The 15,315-nt window shown below is 39.3% G+C and carries 17 protein-coding genes; 11 read left to right on the forward strand and 6 right to left on the reverse strand.

Annotation, left to right across the window (positions count from 1 at the left end):
- Window positions 1–214: 214 nt before the first annotated feature.
- Both NF867_RS11975 and NF867_RS11980 read right to left on the reverse strand, forming a co-directional pair.
- On the reverse strand, window positions 215–1,180 hold the full coding sequence (locus NF867_RS11975; protein WP_252588237.1) for an AAA family ATPase: 966 nt from the start codon (window positions 1,178–1,180) through the stop codon (window positions 215–217).
- A 228-nt stretch (window positions 1,181–1,408) separates the two neighbouring features.
- Window positions 1,409–2,788 (reverse strand): peptidylprolyl isomerase, encoded by a 1,380-nt coding sequence (locus NF867_RS11980; RefSeq protein WP_252588238.1) that lies wholly within the window; start codon window positions 2,786–2,788, stop codon window positions 1,409–1,411.
- Window positions 2,789–2,926: 138 nt separating this feature from the next.
- Here NF867_RS11980 and NF867_RS11985 point away from each other — a divergent pair, with 138 nt between their 5' ends.
- A complete protein-coding gene (locus NF867_RS11985) occupies window positions 2,927–3,502 on the forward strand; it encodes a hypothetical protein (RefSeq protein ID WP_252588239.1) in 576 nt (191 codons plus the stop codon).
- Window positions 3,492–4,073, forward strand: coding sequence for a non-canonical purine NTP diphosphatase (locus NF867_RS11990; protein ID WP_252588240.1), 582 nt, complete (start codon window positions 3,492–3,494; stop codon window positions 4,071–4,073). Before NF867_RS11985 ends, NF867_RS11990 begins: the two co-directional genes overlap by 11 nt.
- A 25-nt stretch (window positions 4,074–4,098) precedes the next feature.
- Here NF867_RS11990 and NF867_RS11995 read toward each other — a convergent pair whose 3' ends face one another.
- From NF867_RS11995 to NF867_RS12010, 4 genes are all read right to left on the reverse strand, one after another.
- Complete coding sequence (locus tag NF867_RS11995) at window positions 4,099–5,283, reverse strand: chromate transporter (protein WP_252588241.1); 1,185 nt, start codon at window positions 5,281–5,283, stop codon at window positions 4,099–4,101.
- Window positions 5,265–5,717, reverse strand: a complete 453-nt coding sequence (locus NF867_RS12000) for a chromate resistance protein ChrB domain-containing protein (protein WP_252588242.1) — start codon at window positions 5,715–5,717, stop codon at window positions 5,265–5,267. Before NF867_RS12000 ends, NF867_RS11995 begins: the two co-directional genes overlap by 19 nt.
- 79 nt (window positions 5,718–5,796) lie before the next feature.
- Window positions 5,797–6,633, reverse strand: a complete 837-nt coding sequence (locus NF867_RS12005; RefSeq protein WP_252588243.1) for a chromate resistance protein ChrB domain-containing protein — start codon at window positions 6,631–6,633, stop codon at window positions 5,797–5,799.
- 16 nt (window positions 6,634–6,649) lie between these two features.
- Complete coding sequence (locus NF867_RS12010; RefSeq protein WP_252588244.1) at window positions 6,650–7,204, reverse strand: NUDIX hydrolase; 555 nt, start codon at window positions 7,202–7,204, stop codon at window positions 6,650–6,652.
- Between the two features lie 174 nt (window positions 7,205–7,378).
- On the opposite strand from NF867_RS12010, the gene NF867_RS12015 reads away from it, so the two are divergent.
- The 9 genes from NF867_RS12015 (at window position 7,379) to rpiB (ending at window position 15,227) form a co-directional block, all read left to right on the forward strand.
- A complete protein-coding gene (locus NF867_RS12015) occupies window positions 7,379–8,374 on the forward strand; it encodes an isoaspartyl peptidase/L-asparaginase family protein (RefSeq protein ID WP_252588245.1) in 996 nt (331 codons plus the stop codon).
- Window positions 8,375–8,567: 193 nt separating this feature from the next.
- Window positions 8,568–9,095, forward strand: coding sequence for a YceD family protein (locus NF867_RS12020; RefSeq protein ID WP_252588246.1), 528 nt, complete (start codon window positions 8,568–8,570; stop codon window positions 9,093–9,095).
- Window positions 9,096–9,131: 36 nt separating this feature from the next.
- Window positions 9,132–9,323: a 50S ribosomal protein L32 gene (gene rpmF, locus NF867_RS12025; protein ID WP_103789768.1), complete on the forward strand. Its 192-nt coding sequence runs from the start codon at window positions 9,132–9,134 to the stop codon at window positions 9,321–9,323.
- A 21-nt stretch (window positions 9,324–9,344) separates the two neighbouring features.
- Window positions 9,345–10,283, forward strand: coding sequence for a phosphate acyltransferase PlsX (gene plsX, locus NF867_RS12030; RefSeq protein ID WP_252588247.1), 939 nt, complete (start codon window positions 9,345–9,347; stop codon window positions 10,281–10,283).
- 149 nt (window positions 10,284–10,432) lie between these two features.
- Window positions 10,433–11,416, forward strand: a complete 984-nt coding sequence (locus tag NF867_RS12035) for a beta-ketoacyl-ACP synthase III (protein WP_252588248.1) — start codon at window positions 10,433–10,435, stop codon at window positions 11,414–11,416.
- A gap of 118 nt (window positions 11,417–11,534) precedes the next feature.
- Window positions 11,535–12,020: an acetyl-CoA carboxylase biotin carboxyl carrier protein gene (gene accB, locus NF867_RS12040; protein ID WP_252588249.1), complete on the forward strand. Its 486-nt coding sequence runs from the start codon at window positions 11,535–11,537 to the stop codon at window positions 12,018–12,020.
- A gap of 111 nt (window positions 12,021–12,131) precedes the next feature.
- Window positions 12,132–13,472 (forward strand): acetyl-CoA carboxylase biotin carboxylase subunit, encoded by a 1,341-nt coding sequence (gene accC / locus NF867_RS12045; protein ID WP_252588250.1) that lies wholly within the window; start codon window positions 12,132–12,134, stop codon window positions 13,470–13,472.
- A gap of 323 nt (window positions 13,473–13,795) precedes the next feature.
- Entirely contained in the window at window positions 13,796–14,677 is an 882-nt protein-coding gene (tatC, locus tag NF867_RS12050; RefSeq protein WP_252588251.1) for a twin-arginine translocase subunit TatC, read from the forward strand.
- 118 nt (window positions 14,678–14,795) lie between these two features.
- Complete coding sequence (gene rpiB, locus NF867_RS12055) at window positions 14,796–15,227, forward strand: ribose 5-phosphate isomerase B (RefSeq protein WP_252588252.1); 432 nt, start codon at window positions 14,796–14,798, stop codon at window positions 15,225–15,227.
- Window positions 15,228–15,315: the final 88 nt, after the last annotated feature.

A 15,315-nucleotide genomic window follows, 5' to 3' on the forward strand; every position in this document is an offset into this window, starting at 1 on the left:
CTCTCAAATTACCATTGAGTAATCCGCGAGTCAGTTTTATTATTTCAAGATTTGGAAATGGAATTGGGTGAAAAGGAAAAACTAAATTTTAACTTAACAGCTTATTCAGTACCAAAGCTTTGCAAAGGTGATTTTAATTATTCACAAAACCAACTATATCTCTCATTTATTTACACTTATATGATAAAAAGTTTAAATAATTGAAGATTAGGGGCTAAAAAAGCCCTTTAATTAATGATTCAACGCTAATGCCCTCAGCTTCGGCCTTGTAATTTCTTACAATACGGTGACGAAGAACTTCAGTAGCTATAGCTTGAATGTCCTCAATATCAGGAGAATACTTGCCCATTATGGCTGCGTGGCATTTTGCTCCCAATACTAAAAACTGCGAGGCTCTTGGGCCCGCACCCCAGGTTAAGTATTGGTTTACTCTGTCTGTGGCATGTAGGGTGCCAGGACGGGTTTTGCTGGCTAATTTTACAGCATAGTTCAATACATTGTCGGTAACAGGTATATTTCGTACCAAATGCTGGAAATAGTCGATTTGCTCAGCTGAAATTATTTTGGTCAGTTCAGGTTTTTGATTCGAAGTGGTATTGCGAACCACTTGTAATTCTTCTTCAAACGAAGGATAATCGAGTTTAATATTGAACATGAAGCGGTCCAGTTGGGCCTCAGGTAATGGGTAAGTTCCTTCCTGTTCAATTGGATTTTGAGTTGCTAGAACAAAGAATGGCTTCGGTAGCTTATGAGTAACTCCACTGGCAGTTACCGCACGTTCTTGCATAGCCTCTAATAATGCGGCCTGCGTTTTTGGCGGCGTACGATTGATCTCATCAGCCAAAATAATATTGGCAAACAATGGTCCTTTGATGAATTTAAAGCTACGGTCTTCGCCTAAAATTTCAGAACCGGTAATGTCAGATGGCATTAAGTCTGGTGTAAACTGAATGCGGTTGTTGCTCAGGTCGAGCACTTTCGAAACAGTTTGCACTAATAGGGTTTTTGCCAGGCCCGGTACCCCTACTAACAAGCAATGTCCGTTGCTAAAAATGGCTATTAATACCGATTTTATAACATCTTCCTGTCCAATAATTACTTTTGAAACTTCCTGTTGGATTTCTTTATAGGATGCGGTCAGGGCTTCTACTGCTTCTACTTCTGAACTGTATAACGACATACTTAAATTCTGAATTATTATGAAGTTTATTGCTTATATCCGTCAAAATAACAAGGTAGCACTTGACTGCCGAATTATTATGATGGCTTGAATGTACAAATACCAAGCCTTACAACAAAATTAAAGCCATCGGGTAATAAATATTTTGCGTGGCCCATAAAAAAACCGGCTGATTTACAGCCGGTTTAGTTTTATATTGCTAAGCTCTTGAATATAAAAAACTGATTTTTAATTTGAAGCTTTTGTTTGTTCCTTTTTTGTCCAGCCTTGAATTTCTTCACAAGAGTTGTATTCAGGAGCAATACGGATGTATTTTTCGGTACGTTTTTTCTGGATCCACTTTTCAAATACCTTGTGCTGTTTTTCTTGCAACGCAAAGTCCTGTATTCTTGAATAATCTAGCTCAAGGTTAGCGCGGTGAGGCTCGGTTTGCGATTTGAAATAAATAATTCGGAATCCTTGTTTACCCTCACGAGGATTAACATATGGCAACACTTTACTGAATGTTCCAACTTTCATAGTGTCAAGCAATGAAGGTAACTCTGGGTCCATTTGTCCGATCAAGTTCAGCGGAATAGAGGTTGAACGTGGGTTCTCAGGGTTGCGGATCATTCCACCATTTGAGCGGGTATCAACATCATCTGAATATATTACCGCTGCCTCAGCAAAGTTTATCTTTTTGTTTTGAATATTTAGAATCGCACTGTCAAGATCAGTTTGAGCTTTTGTCAACTCTTTTTGCCCAAATTCAGGCTTGATCAAAATGTGGCGCACATTTACCTGATCACCTTTACGGTCAATTGACTGAAGGATGTGGTAACCGTATTTGGTTTCAACAATTGGGGATACTTCTCCTGGTTTTAATTTAAAAGCAACGGCTTCAAAAGGTGTTACCATCATTCCACGGCTAAAAAAGCCTAATTCTCCATTGTGGCTTGCTGAACCCGGATCTTGCGAATAAAGTGCCGCAAGGGTTCCAAAATCTTCACCTGCTCTTACCCGTGCACGTAAAGCTTCCAGTTTAGCTTTCGCCAGGTCTTTTTGCTCTTTACTGAATGAAGGATATTTTACCAGCTCTCCAATTTCAATTTCGGTACTGTAAAGTGGTAAGCTGTCAACCGGAATTTTATCATAAAAGGCTTTAACCTCTGCTGGAGAAATGGTGGTTCCTTCAGTGATTTTTCCCTGCATCTGACGAGCTAATAATTGTTCTCTGATTAATGGACGAATGTCTTCTTTAAATTGAAGAACCGACTTGCCTAGTAAATCACGCTCAAGTTTTTCAACTGAACCGCCTACTTGTTGCGTAAAGTATTGAATACGCTGATCAATAGTTTGTTCTACTTGCGCCTCATCAACTACCAAACTGTCGAGTTGGGCCTGATTAAGTAATAATTTCTGAAGCAGTAAATCATTCAGGATAACACACTTCATTTTCTCATTCGGAGGATTTTGCTGACGTAAATATTCAAGGTATTGTGATTCTACATCCGACTGTAAAATGATTTTATCGCCAACAACGCCAACTACTTTATCAATTGATTTTTGTTGAGCAAAAGCTCCACAAGCGCTAAGTAATAGTAAACCTAAGGTTAAAAGTCTCTTCATCTGTAATTTTCCGGCTTTTATCAATCGCCGTATTCTTTTGAACTAGTTAAGATAACTGCCAAAAATACATTTTTATTTTACTTGTGAATAAATTGTTTTACTACCTTTTTGCCTTGATATTAAATGTATTTTTGCTTCATGGAAAATTTACAGGTAAATCCAGATGAGGTAATGCTATGTACTTTGTTCTCCGAAACGCTTTATCGTGTTGATGATTGGGAGGTGAATAATAGTGTTCAGGCGCCACAAAGTCCTGTAATTCAGGAGTCAAATGTTGTAGAAAAGGTGGAGGAAGTGCAATTAGAGGCAACCGAAGGCTTTGATTATTTGGGAGAAAACAATCGTTATGTTTTGGTTTTGGTAAACTATCCGAATTCAAAATATATTATCGATAAGGACAAAGAATTCTTCCTGAAGGTGATAAGTGCCTTAAAGATGAATTTGGACGATGTTGCCGTTCTAAATTATGCTTATTATAAAAATGCTGACCTAACTGCGCTTAAAAGCTTTTTCAGCTGCAGTAAAATAATTGCTTTTGGTTTGCCGACGGATTCGTTAGTATTCAAAAGCCTAAATATGCACGATTACGCCACTACCAGTTTCAATAATGTGTCAATTATGCGGTCTCCTGATTCATTATCATTAATTGAAGCCGATAAGAATAAGAAAATGGTCTTGTGGAACGCCTTAAAATTACTTTTTAATGTCAAATAAATTAGTTTTTGCTACCAACAACGTTCATAAATTAGAAGAAGTAAACGCCATGCTTAATGGCGCTTTTGAATTATTGACATTGAATCAGATTGGTTGTAATGAAGATATTCCTGAAACAGGAAATACTTTCATCGAAAATGCCGGGCAAAAATCCTGGTATGTGTATGAGAACTTTGAAATGAATTGTTTCGGGGATGATAGCGGTTTGGAAGTGGATGCGCTAAATGGTGAACCTGGGGTATACTCAGCACGCTATAGTGGTTCACGTGATCATGAGAAAAACATAGATCTATTACTTGCGAAACTTCAAGGTGTTGAAAATAGAACGGCACGCTTTAAAGCGGTAATTTCACTAGTGATTGAGGGTAAAGAATACTTATTTGAAGGAATTGTCGAAGGTTCAATTCGCCATGAACGCTCCGGGACCGACGGCTTTGGCTACGATCCCGTTTTTCAACCTGATGGATATAACATTACGTTCGCAGAAATGAGCATGGACGAAAAGAATGCTATTAGCCACCGGGGCAGAGCAGTTGAAAAGTTGGTAGCGTTTCTGAAAGAAAATAGCTAACACTAATTAGTCACGCTCATATAATCTATGCTAAAAACTTGAGAGCAATACCTATTACCGCTGCAGCAACAATGATAATAGGTTCGGGTATTTTTTTAGTATAGATCAATATTGTTGCTGTAGCAATTGCAATTAAAAGTGTAGGTACATCCACTACTGTTCTAAGCATAATAACAATTACCGCACCTGCCAAGGCGCCTACAACAGCCGCCGTAATTCCATCAACAAAAGCTTTTATACTCTTATTGCCAGCTATTTTCTTAAAGTAAGGCGCCGGAATAATGGTGAATAAATAACATGGAAGGAACGTAGCTAATGCGGCAACACAGGCTCCCGGTACTCCTGCTACCAGGTAACCAATAAAACCAACAGTAATAACTACCGGGCCCGGTGTGATCATGGCTACCGCTACTGCGTCAATAAACTGCTGTTCGGTTAGCCAGCCATATTGGTCAACTACGCCGCTATGCAAAAAAGGGACGATTGCAAGGCCGCTGCCAAAAACGAATGCACCTGCCTTTGTAAAGAACCATGCAATTTTGGTGAGAACACCTGATTCTGATTGCCCCATTGTAAAGCTGATCAATAAAATGGAGGAAACTGTTCTTGGTTTACGCATCCAAAGAGGTGGTGCTTTTATAACCATGTAAAGCATTCCTGCGGCAATGAATAACAATACTTCTTCCCTTTCAGTTAGTACAGTAATAATGGCTGCTGATAGATAAAAGAGCCATAAAAGCCAGTTCTTCTTTAAAAGATCGAGTTCAATTTTGCCAACAGATTTTGTGGTTAATTTATATGCGCTAATAGCAATGATGCCAATAACGGCCGATCCAACCCCATAAAAAACAGCTTGCATCCAAACCAGTCCACCGTAAAGTTTGTAAGCGATTCCAAGTAATAACACCATAATGAAGGATGGAATTACAAAGGCTATCCCTGCTAAAGTAGCTCCTAGAACGCCATAATGAACAAATCCTAAATAAATACCAAGCTGTGCAGCTAAAGGGCCGGGAGCTAATTGAGCTAGGGCCAAACCCTCTTTGTACTCTTCTTCAGAAATCCATTGTCGAGTTTCAACCAGATCACGATGCATATAACCAACTAAGGCAATTGGACCGCCAAAGCCTATTGAACCTAGTTTTAAAAAATACTTTACCAGTGCAAATAAAGAGTAGTTGGGTTGTGTTTTTACAAGTGTGGGTTCCATGTGTGTTTCTCGTTTTGAACGTATTTTGCCCATGCATACAGGGCGTCATAAATTTTCATGCCAATTGCTAATTGCTCGTGATCATCCTGATACAGATAAGATAAGCCTGCCGAAATGGCCCATAGCCCAGCAGCCTGCGGAGCCTGGTCCATGCGGTTAGTGTCGGCTCCCCTGATAATCATTGCCAGTTTAAGTAGTGCAGGGTCTTGCAATTGGTGTTTATTCAATATATAGTCGAAAGTGCATAGCTCACCTATATGTGAATATTCGGCTCCCGGAATATCATATGGGATCGCCTGGCACTCTTTGGCTTTCTCAAAAACCTGTTCTTTGGGGACATAAATAAATTCCGCTTCTTTATCCACAAAGTTTTTAATCAACCAGGGACAAGCAATACGGTCAATTTTGGGGCGCTCTCTTGTGATCCATTTCATTTGAAAAAAACAATAGACTACAAGTTTAGTAGGATTTGCTGGTTTGAAATAGGACGAATTTGACGTTTTTGTATAGAATTTACTTTTTCGAAAGATTTTTTCTGAATTCGGAAGGGTTTTGACCGGTATACTTTTTGAAAATCCGAGTAAAATGACTTTGGTCGGAAAAACCGGTTAAATAAGCGATTTCGGTCAATGAATAAACGGGTGACTGTAAGAGCTGGATAGCTTTTTCAATGCGTAATTTACGGATGTACTCTCCGAAAGAAAGATCGTCGAAATATTTTGAGAACTCTCTGGAAAGATAGGAGGGGTTTACGTTAAGGTCTTTAGAAATATCTTTTAATGATAGGCTTAGTTGCGTATCGATCTGGTCCTGAATTATATTTTTTAGTTCTTTAGCCCATTTGGGGGTGGGTTTTTGTGATGTTTTCAAATAGTCGTTCAGTACTTGCATCAACAACTTTTCAAACGGATTTTGGGTATGTGTTTCGTTTTGTAAGTGACGGGCCCAGCTGTATAAAGCATCATAAATGATCATACCCTGCTCCAGCAGTTCGTAATCATTTTTAATATTAAATGCCAAACCAGCCGAGATGACCCATAGCCCCGCTGATTGTGGTGAAAGGTCATGTTTATCGGTATCTGCACCGCGAACTATTACAGCAATTCGGTGTATGGCAGGGTCTTCTATTTTATATTTCTTAACAAAATAATCGAAGGTGCAGTAATCTTCGTAATGAGTAAATTCTACATCTGGAATATCAAAAGGAATTGCATCGAGTAGTTCAGCCTGTTTTTTTACTTGGTCGAAAGGCACATAAATAAATTCTGCTTCTTTATCAATAAAGCGCCTTATCAGCCAAGGGCAGGCAATTCGATCAATCTTTGGGCGTTCACGGGTGATCCATTTCATTCCTTGATGGGGGCTTTTACAATTTGCCTAATTTAAGAAGGGCATAAAATATTGCAGAGGCATGCATGGCTTGTGGAATCTTATTGTCAAGCAGGAGCTTTTTTAACTCATCAAGGCTGATCAGCTCTACTAAAATTTCTTCGGAATGATCTAAAACCTGGCCCTGCACCTTTTTACCGCCACGAGCTAGAAAGCTGTATACCTTGTTCGAAGAGGTGGAAGGATTTGGGTAAAGGGTTACGGTAGGCTCAATGGAAGTAAATTCATAACCTGTTTCTTCCAACAACTCTCTTCTCGCCGTTTCCTCGGGTGATGAATCAGTGGCGTCAATTACACCGCCAACGATCTCGAGCATGGTTTGTTCTGCCCCATGGCGATATTGCCGTACCATAATTACTTCATTGTCTTCCGTTAAAGCGACAGCATTTACCCAATTGGGGTATTCAAGAACATAATAGGGTTCAATGATTTTTCCGTTAGGCATACGGCATGAATCAACTCTAAGTGTTGCCCACTCATCTTTTACTAAGTATTCGGAAGATAATTTTCGCCAGTGCAGTTCGGTCGACATAAAATAGTGTTATTCGTATATCAAACATACAATGATTTTGCCGAAAATTCCTTTACTTTGGTTTCAACCAAAAATTAATCACTCATTATGCGAAGTTTTTTACTTTCAGTTTGCTTGTTTGCAATAATATTTACAGTCATATTTTCTTGTACCACAAAGTCATCCAGAACAGAAATGAAGACAGTCGATAACTTAACAGACACAGGAAATATTGCATTAGTTATTCATGGTGGAGCCGGAACCATTCTAAAAAAGAACATGACTCCAGAAAAAGAGGCCGCCTATCGTGCAGCTTTAACTCAGGCTTTGCAAGCAGGGTACAACGTGCTGCAAAAGGGAGGTAAGAGTGTTGATGCTGTTGAAGCGGCAGTAAACATCATGGAAGATTCACCATTGTTTAACGCGGGTAAAGGAGCTGTTTTTACGCACGATGGGAAGAATGAAATGGATGCATCTATTATGGATGGGAAAACATTGATGGCTGGAGCAGTTGCTTCGGTTCATACTATTAAAAATCCTATTTCAGCAGCGAAAGCGGTTATGTTAAAGTCGCCACATGTAATGATGATCGGTTCAGGCGCGGAACAGTTTGCTAAAGACCAAGCGTTAACCATTGTTGATCCATCATACTTTTATACCAAAGAGCGTTGGGAGCAATTGCAAAAAGCAATGGAAGAAGATAAAATACAACTTGATCATGCTGATTCGACAAAAAAGACTACCCAGTTGTTAAAACAACCCGGCAACAAAGATTATAAATACGGGACTGTTGGAGCTTGTGCCTTGGATATTTACGGAAATATTGCAGCAGCTACTTCAACAGGAGGAATGACCAATAAGCGCTTTGGCCGCGTTGGGGATTCTCCAATTATTGGTGCTGGTACTTATGCAAATAATAATAGCTGTGCGGTTTCCTGCACCGGTTGGGGCGAATTCTTTATCCGTAACGTAGTTGCACATGATGTGGCTGCTCTGGTAGAATACAAAGGCTTAAGTTTGAAAGAAGCGGCAGACGAGGTAATCATGAAAAAAGTTCCGGCAACCGGAGGCGACGGTGGACTTATAGCGATTAATCGTAGAGGTGATATTGCCATGTCGTTTTGTACAGAAGGAATGTACCGTGGATATGTTAAAAAGGACGGAAAAATCGTAATCGAGATATATAAATAAACTATTTCAATTAATAATAAATGGGCATAAAGGGGGGATTATTAAATTGTGAATCGGTTTAGTATAGTGTAAATTTTCAGATTAACCATGAAAGAGGCTGGTTATGTTGAAGTTTCAATTTTCATTTCTAAATTCTTCTTTCATATTTAAATAATAATATCTACTTTTGCGGGCTAATTTAGAGGTACGTACATTGAAACCGAATAAAGAGTATATTATTCCCTTTGTCGGCTTAAAGCTGGGCATAAATGAGTTTGAGTATTCGATCGATAAGAAATTCTTCGACGAGTTCGAATATTCATTAGTGAAAAACGGGGATGTTAAAGTACATCTGACATTCAATAAGCAAGAGACCATGTTTATGCTTGATTTTGTATTGAAAGGTACAATTGAGGTTTCTTGTGATCGTTGTTTGGCTCCATATCCACAGGATATTGAGACAAGTGAGCGACAAATTTTTAAAATTTCAGATTCGGAGATAAATGATGAGGGAGAAATAATAGTAATAAGCAGAGCTGCTTATGAACTTGACGTGGCACCCTTAATTTATGAGTACATCAATTTACAAGTTCCAATCATTACCAATTGCGACGGTGAAAAAAGCTATTGCGATCAGGAAATGTTGGATAAATTGAAAGCACTGCGTACCGAAGATGAAGAAAGTGATGAAAAGCCTTCCGACCCACGTTGGGACGCTTTGAAAAACTTCAGAGATAATTAAGAAATAATATTTTTGGATTAATAAAACTTTAATAAAATGCCAAATCCTAAGCGTAAATTTTCGAAATCGAGAAGAGATAAGCGTAGAACTCACTACAAAGCATCGGCTACTCCGTTGTTCGTATGTAAAACTACCGGTGCTGTACACTTGCCTCACCGCGCTTACACAGTTGACGGTAACTTATACTACCGTGGAAAACTGATTGTTGAGAATACTGCACAAGCTTAATAACTCTAGCACTATCTTACCATGCGTATTGGTCTAGATGTGATGGGTGGCGATTTTGCGCCTAAAGCAGCTGTTTTAGGAGCAATCGAAACCTTTAAAGTGCTGCCCGCCGACCAGCATCTGGTCTTAATCGGCGACAGCAATCAGGTGAAAGCAATTTGCTCTGAGGCTGGTTTTGATGTGAACAACTTTGAGCTTGTTCACACCGACGAGGTTATTGGTATGGGTGAACACCCAACCAAAGCCATTGTTAAAAAACCAAACTCAAGTATTGCTGTAGGCTTCGGATTACTAAAAGAGGGTAAGATTGATGCTTTTTCAAGTGCAGGGAATACCGGTGCTATGCTGGTGGGTTCCATGTTCTCGGTAAAGGCTATTCCCGGAGTTATTCGTCCCTGCATGCCTACCATTGTTCCTAAGCTTAGTGGCGGTGTGGGCATTATACTTGATGTAGGTGCAAATGCCGACTGTAAGCCGGATGTGTTACTTCAATTTGGAATTTTGGGTAAGTTACTTGCCGAAAATATCTATGAAGTGAACAATCCAAAAGTTGGATTAATGAATATCGGTGAAGAAGAGGAGAAAGGTAACTTGCTTAGTTTAGCTACCTATCCTTTAATGAAAGATACCGAAATGTTCAATTTCATTGGTAATATCGAAGGACGGGATTTGTTCAACGACAAAGCTGATGTAATTGTTTGTGACGGATTTACCGGTAATATCATTTTAAAACTGGCCGAATCATTCTATGTTCTTACTCGTAAAAAAGGTTTGAAAGATGAATTTTTCGATCGCTTTAATTATGAACAGTATGGTGGCAGTCCTATTTTAGGAGTTAATGCTCCTGTTGTTATTGGTCATGGGATATCAAGTCCTGAAGCAATAAAGAATATGTTGTTGCTTTCACGTGATCTGATAACCTCAGGCTTAATCGATAAGATTAAACAAGCATTTCAATAAGAAATTATTTACTGAAACCCAACACCTTGATTTCTCGCAATTAATCAGGTTGTTGGGTTTCTCTTTTAAGTGAAAATCGTGGATTTTCATAATAATTTCCTATTATTGCCGCGCTCTTTTAAAAAATTGCGATAATTAGTTTCGAAATTATGTCAAAAATTAGTGCTGCAATAACTTCGGTTTTTGGTTACGCTCCGGAAGATAAACTGACGAACCAAGACCTTGAAAAATTGGTTGATACTAATGACGAGTGGATCTTATCTCGTACAGGTATCAAAGAAAGAAGAATTCAAAAAGAGGGCGCTACCTCAGACATGGGGGTGAAAATTATGGAAGGGCTACTTGCTAAACGCGGTATCTCTGCTGATGAAATTGACCTTGTGATCTGTACCACCGCCACTCCCGATTATGTTTTTCCTGCAACAGCAAACGTTATTTGTGATAAGATAGGCGCAAAGAATGCTTGGGGTTATGACCTTAGTGCAGCTTGCTCTGGTTTTATTTACGGATTAACAACTGGTGCTCAGTTTATTCAGACGGGCATGTATAAAAAAGTAGTGGTGATTGGTATCGACAAAATGTCGGCAATTATCGACTACCAGGATCGCGCAACCTGTATCATTTTTGGTGATGGCGGTGGAGCTGTGCTGTTAGAGCCTAACGAAGAAGGATTGGGTTTTCAGGATGCTATCTTGAGAAGCGATGGTGCTGGTCGCCAGTTTTTGGTGATGAAAGCCGGAGGATCTGCCAAACCTGCTTCGCGTGAAACCGTTGAAAATCGTGAGCATTACGTTTATCAGGAGGGTAAAACCGTATTTAAATTTGCCGTAACCAACATGGCTGAAACAGCGGCGGAGGTAATGGAGCGCAACCATCTTACTGCCGATGATGTGGCATGGTTGGTGCCTCACCAGGCAAACAAACGTATCATTGATGCAACTGCCGATCGCTGCGGTATGCCTGCCGAAAAAGTAATGGTAAACATTGAGCGTTATGGTAACACCACCAATGGAACCATTCCATTATGTTTATGGGAATGGGAAGGTAAGTTGAAAAAGGGGGACAACCTTATCTTAGCTGCTTTCGGAGGCGGATTTACCTGGGGCGCGGTTTACCTTAAATGGGCTTATTAAATTTTATGAAACTAACAGTGGTTACTTATTGAAGTTGATGTAGTTAATTGAAAACTAAATCATTAACTTAAACTTTCGTAGGTAACTTTATAAACAACTTAAACTAACAAACAAACTAATGGAAATCAAAGAAATTCAGGAACTAATTAAATTCGTCTCTAAATCGGGCGTTAATGAAGTTTCGATTGAACGAAAAGATTTTAAGATTACTATAAAAACAGCTTCTCAACAAGCTCAAACAGTTATTCAAACAACCGTTCCTGCTGCTGCTCCAGTTGCTGCAATTGCTGCACCAGCTGCTGTACCTGCTGCTGCGCCAGCGGCTCCGGCAACTCCGGCTGCTCCTGCTGCTAACGAGTCAAATTTAGTTACCATCAAATCTCCAATGATTGGTACTTTCTATCGTCAAGCAAGTCCGGAAAAACCTTCTTTTGTAAACGTTGGAGATGAAATTCGTCCAGGACAAGTTCTTTGCATCATCGAAGCAATGAAGTTATTTAACGAAATCGAGTCTGAAGTTTCAGGACGTATCGTAAAAGTATTGGTTGACAACGCTAGTCCGGTTGAATACGATCAGCCGTTATTTTTGGTTGAGCCAATGTAATTGTAATTTGAAAATCCGAAGATTAGTTGATTTGAAAACGAGTTTTCTTCTCAACTAATTTCTGCTATATTTTCAAATTATCAAACTCGCAAATTTTCAAATTGCTTATTCATGTTTAAAAAGATATTAATTGCCAATCGTGGAGAAATCGCGTTACGGATTATTCGTACGTGTAAGGAGATGGGCATAAAAACAGTTGCTGTTTATTCAACTGCAGATCGTGACAGCTTACACGTTCGTTTTGCTGACGAAGCGGTTTGTATTGGACCTGCACCAAGCAAAGATTCATACTTAAATATTCCAAACATTATTGCAGCGGCGGAAATCACTAATGCTGATGCAATTCACCCAGGTTACGGTTTTTTATCAGAGAATGCTAAGTTCTCTTCTATTTGCCGCGAAAACGGTATCAAATTTATTGGTGCCAGCCCTGAGATGATTAATTCCATGGGAGATAAAGCATCCGCTAAAGAAACCATGAAAAATGCAGGGGTTCCAACAATTCCTGGCTCTGATGGTTTATTGAGCGATGTTAAAGAAGGTATTACTGTTGCCAACCAAATTGGTTATCCTATTATTCTTAAAGCTACTGCCGGTGGTGGTGGCCGTGGAATGCGCATTGTGTGGAAGGATGAAGATTTTGAGAATGCATGGGACTCTGCCCGTCAGGAAGCTGGAGCGGCATTTGGAAATGATGGTATTTACCTTGAAAAGTTTGTTGAAGATCCGCGCCACATTGAAATTCAGGTGGTGGGTGATTCATATGGCAAGGTATGTCACCTTTCTGAACGCGATTGCTCTATTCAGCGTCGTCACCAAAAATTAGTTGAAGAATCTCCTTCTCCGTTTATGACTGACGAACTTCGTCAGAAAATGGGAGAGGCTGCTATTGCTGGTGCTGCCGCAGTAAGTTACGAAGGCGCCGGAACAATTGAGTTCCTGGTTGATAAGCATCGTAATTTCTACTTTATGGAGATGAACACTCGTATCCAGGTAGAACACCCGGTTACCGAAGAGGTAATCAACTATGACTTAATCAAAGAGCAGATCAAAGTAGCTGCAGGCGTGCCTATTTCAGGTCGATCATACTTGCCTACTATGCATGCTATCGAGTGTCGTATTAATGCTGAAGATCCATTGAACGGCTTCCGTCCTTCTCCGGGTAGAATTACCAACTTCCACTCACCGGGTGGTCACGGTGTTCGTGTTGATACGCATGTGTATTCAGGTTATGTGATTCCACCAAATTACGACTCAATGATCGCTAAATTGATCACTGTTGCACAAACACGTGAAGAGGCTATTTCGACTATGGAGCGTGCTTTAAGTGAGTTTGTTATCGAAGGTATTAAAACAACCATTCCTTTCCATCTTAAATTAATGCAGGATCCAAACTTTAGAGCTGGTAACTTTACCACTAAGTTCATGGAGACTTTTGAAATGGATAAATAAATAGCTTTGAATTATTAAAATATAAAGGCGTATGGAGAATTTCTTCATACGCCTTTCTTGTATAATTTGGGAAGTAGCAAGTATACAAGTATAAAGGTCCACCAATGGCCTGCCGATCGTATTTTTTTGATCGTGTAATTGACGAGATTGAAACATATAAAGTGACGGCTAATAACTCATCGGGAGCTTTGATGCTACCAAATTGTTCCTAAAAAATAACTTGCTGGGCAATTAAAAGGCTTTTTAATGTTAGAATCAGGCTGTCAAAATATCTTCATCTAAAATTCATTGATTTAAGTATTTTTGCAGCTCAATAATTTTACATGGCTGATAATAGCAGGAGAAGTAACCTCATAACCAAATACATTTTAAAAGAGAAACATACCATAGAATCGGAAATGTCTTTTTTCGATCATTTGGAAGAATTAAGATGGCATCTCATCCGTTCAGTTATTGCGATCTCCATTTTTACAGGCTTAGCTTTTAGTTATAAAGAAATCATTTTCGATCAGGTGATCCTGGGACCTAAAAATCCTGATTTCTGGACTTATCGTAAGATGTGTGAAATTGGTGCCAAATACAGCATCCCTGATTTTTGCGTTAATAAGATCAATTTCGTGATTATGAATACCGAATTAGCCGGTCAGTTCATGATTCACCTGACGTCATCCATACTCGTTGGATTAGCATTGGCATTCCCTTATTTTATTTGGGAACTATGGCGCTTTATTAAGCCTGCTTTGCAAGTTAAGGAGCGTAAATATGCTAATGGACTGATTTTCTTTACCTCCCTGTTATTTGGGATAGGGGTTTTATTCGGATATTTCATTATCGTTCCGCTTACAATTAACTTTTTAGGATCATACACCGTAAGTGCCGAGATCATTAATCAAATTTCGTTAGATTCTTACCTGTCTACCGTAGGTACACTCTCGTTAGGTTGTGGACTAACCTTTGAGTTGCCGATTATCATCTATTTCTTATCGAAAGTAGGTATTGTTACTCCTAAATTCTTGCGAAGTAACCGTCGGTTTGCAGCTGTCCTTATTCTTTTAGTGGCGGCATTTATTACACCAAGTCCTGATATGATGACCCAAACTATCGTGTCAATTCCGTTATTTATCTTGTTCGAAATCAGTATTTTAGTATCGGCTGGAGTGGCTAAGAACAGAGCCAAGAAAGAAGCCAAATTTTATAATAGTTAATAAACAGCAAGTCCATGGTCCATAGTTGATGTCCATGGTGTGAAATATATTAATCAGTAACAAACGTCCTTATCTCTCGCTCTTTCGTAGAGGGAAGAGGCTTTAAACAAAAAATAAAATGAAAATTGCATTAGGAGGCGATCACGCCGGGTATGAATACAAGAAAGCCTTAATTGAAGCATTAGCTGCAGAAGGTGTTGAGACGAAAGATTTTGGCCCTTTTTCAACCGATTCAGTTGATTATCCTGATTATGTTCATCCATTGGCAAAATCAGTATTAGCTAAAGAAGCTGATTTAGGCATTTTAATTTGTGGTAGTGCAAATGGGGTAGCTATCACAGCAAATAAGCATGCCGGTATTCGTGCGGCTATTTGCTGGAAACCAGAGTTGGCAGAATTAGCCCGTAGTCATAATGATGCTAATGTGGTTTGTATTCCTGCCCGTTTTGTTTCATTGGATGAAGCCAAAGAAATAGCTCAGAAGTTTATCAGTTCTAAGTTTGAAGGTGGTCGTCACGCAAACCGGGTTAATAAAATTGATTGCGTTTAGTAGCATTACTATAAAAGTTACATTGAGGGATCGTGCAAATTTGTACGATCCCTCTTTTTTGCATTACATTAGCCATTCAATTTAATTC

The sequence above is a fragment of the Solitalea agri genome (assembly GCF_023914155.1).
GTDB classification, from domain to species: Bacteria; Bacteroidota; Bacteroidia; order Sphingobacteriales; family Sphingobacteriaceae; genus Solitalea; species Solitalea agri.

Coding starts and splice junctions, on each gene's coding strand:
- rpmF (WP_103789768.1), top strand. CDS start 9,132: ATGCCAAATCCTAAGCGTAAATTTTCGAAATCGAGAAGAGATAAGCGT.
- NF867_RS12010 (WP_252588244.1), bottom strand. CDS start 7,204: ATGTCGACCGAACTGCACTGGCGAAAATTATCTTCCGAATACTTAGTA.
- rpiB (WP_252588252.1), top strand. CDS start 14,796: ATGAAAATTGCATTAGGAGGCGATCACGCCGGGTATGAATACAAGAAA.
- NF867_RS12005 (WP_252588243.1), bottom strand. CDS start 6,633: ATGAAATGGATCACCCGTGAACGCCCAAAGATTGATCGAATTGCCTGC.
- NF867_RS12035 (WP_252588248.1), top strand. CDS start 10,433: ATGTCAAAAATTAGTGCTGCAATAACTTCGGTTTTTGGTTACGCTCCG.
- tatC (WP_252588251.1), top strand. CDS start 13,796: ATGGCTGATAATAGCAGGAGAAGTAACCTCATAACCAAATACATTTTA.
- accB (WP_252588249.1), top strand. CDS start 11,535: ATGGAAATCAAAGAAATTCAGGAACTAATTAAATTCGTCTCTAAATCG.
- NF867_RS11995 (WP_252588241.1), bottom strand. CDS start 5,283: ATGGAACCCACACTTGTAAAAACACAACCCAACTACTCTTTATTTGCA.
- NF867_RS12015 (WP_252588245.1), top strand. CDS start 7,379: ATGAAGACAGTCGATAACTTAACAGACACAGGAAATATTGCATTAGTT.
- NF867_RS11975 (WP_252588237.1), bottom strand. CDS start 1,180: ATGTCGTTATACAGTTCAGAAGTAGAAGCAGTAGAAGCCCTGACCGCA.
- NF867_RS11990 (WP_252588240.1), top strand. CDS start 3,492: ATGTCAAATAAATTAGTTTTTGCTACCAACAACGTTCATAAATTAGAA.
- NF867_RS12000 (WP_252588242.1), bottom strand. CDS start 5,717: ATGAAATGGATCACAAGAGAGCGCCCCAAAATTGACCGTATTGCTTGT.
- NF867_RS11980 (WP_252588238.1), bottom strand. CDS start 2,788: ATGAAGAGACTTTTAACCTTAGGTTTACTATTACTTAGCGCTTGTGGA.
- NF867_RS11985 (WP_252588239.1), top strand. CDS start 2,927: ATGGAAAATTTACAGGTAAATCCAGATGAGGTAATGCTATGTACTTTG.
- accC (WP_252588250.1), top strand. CDS start 12,132: ATGTTTAAAAAGATATTAATTGCCAATCGTGGAGAAATCGCGTTACGG.
- plsX (WP_252588247.1), top strand. CDS start 9,345: ATGCGTATTGGTCTAGATGTGATGGGTGGCGATTTTGCGCCTAAAGCA.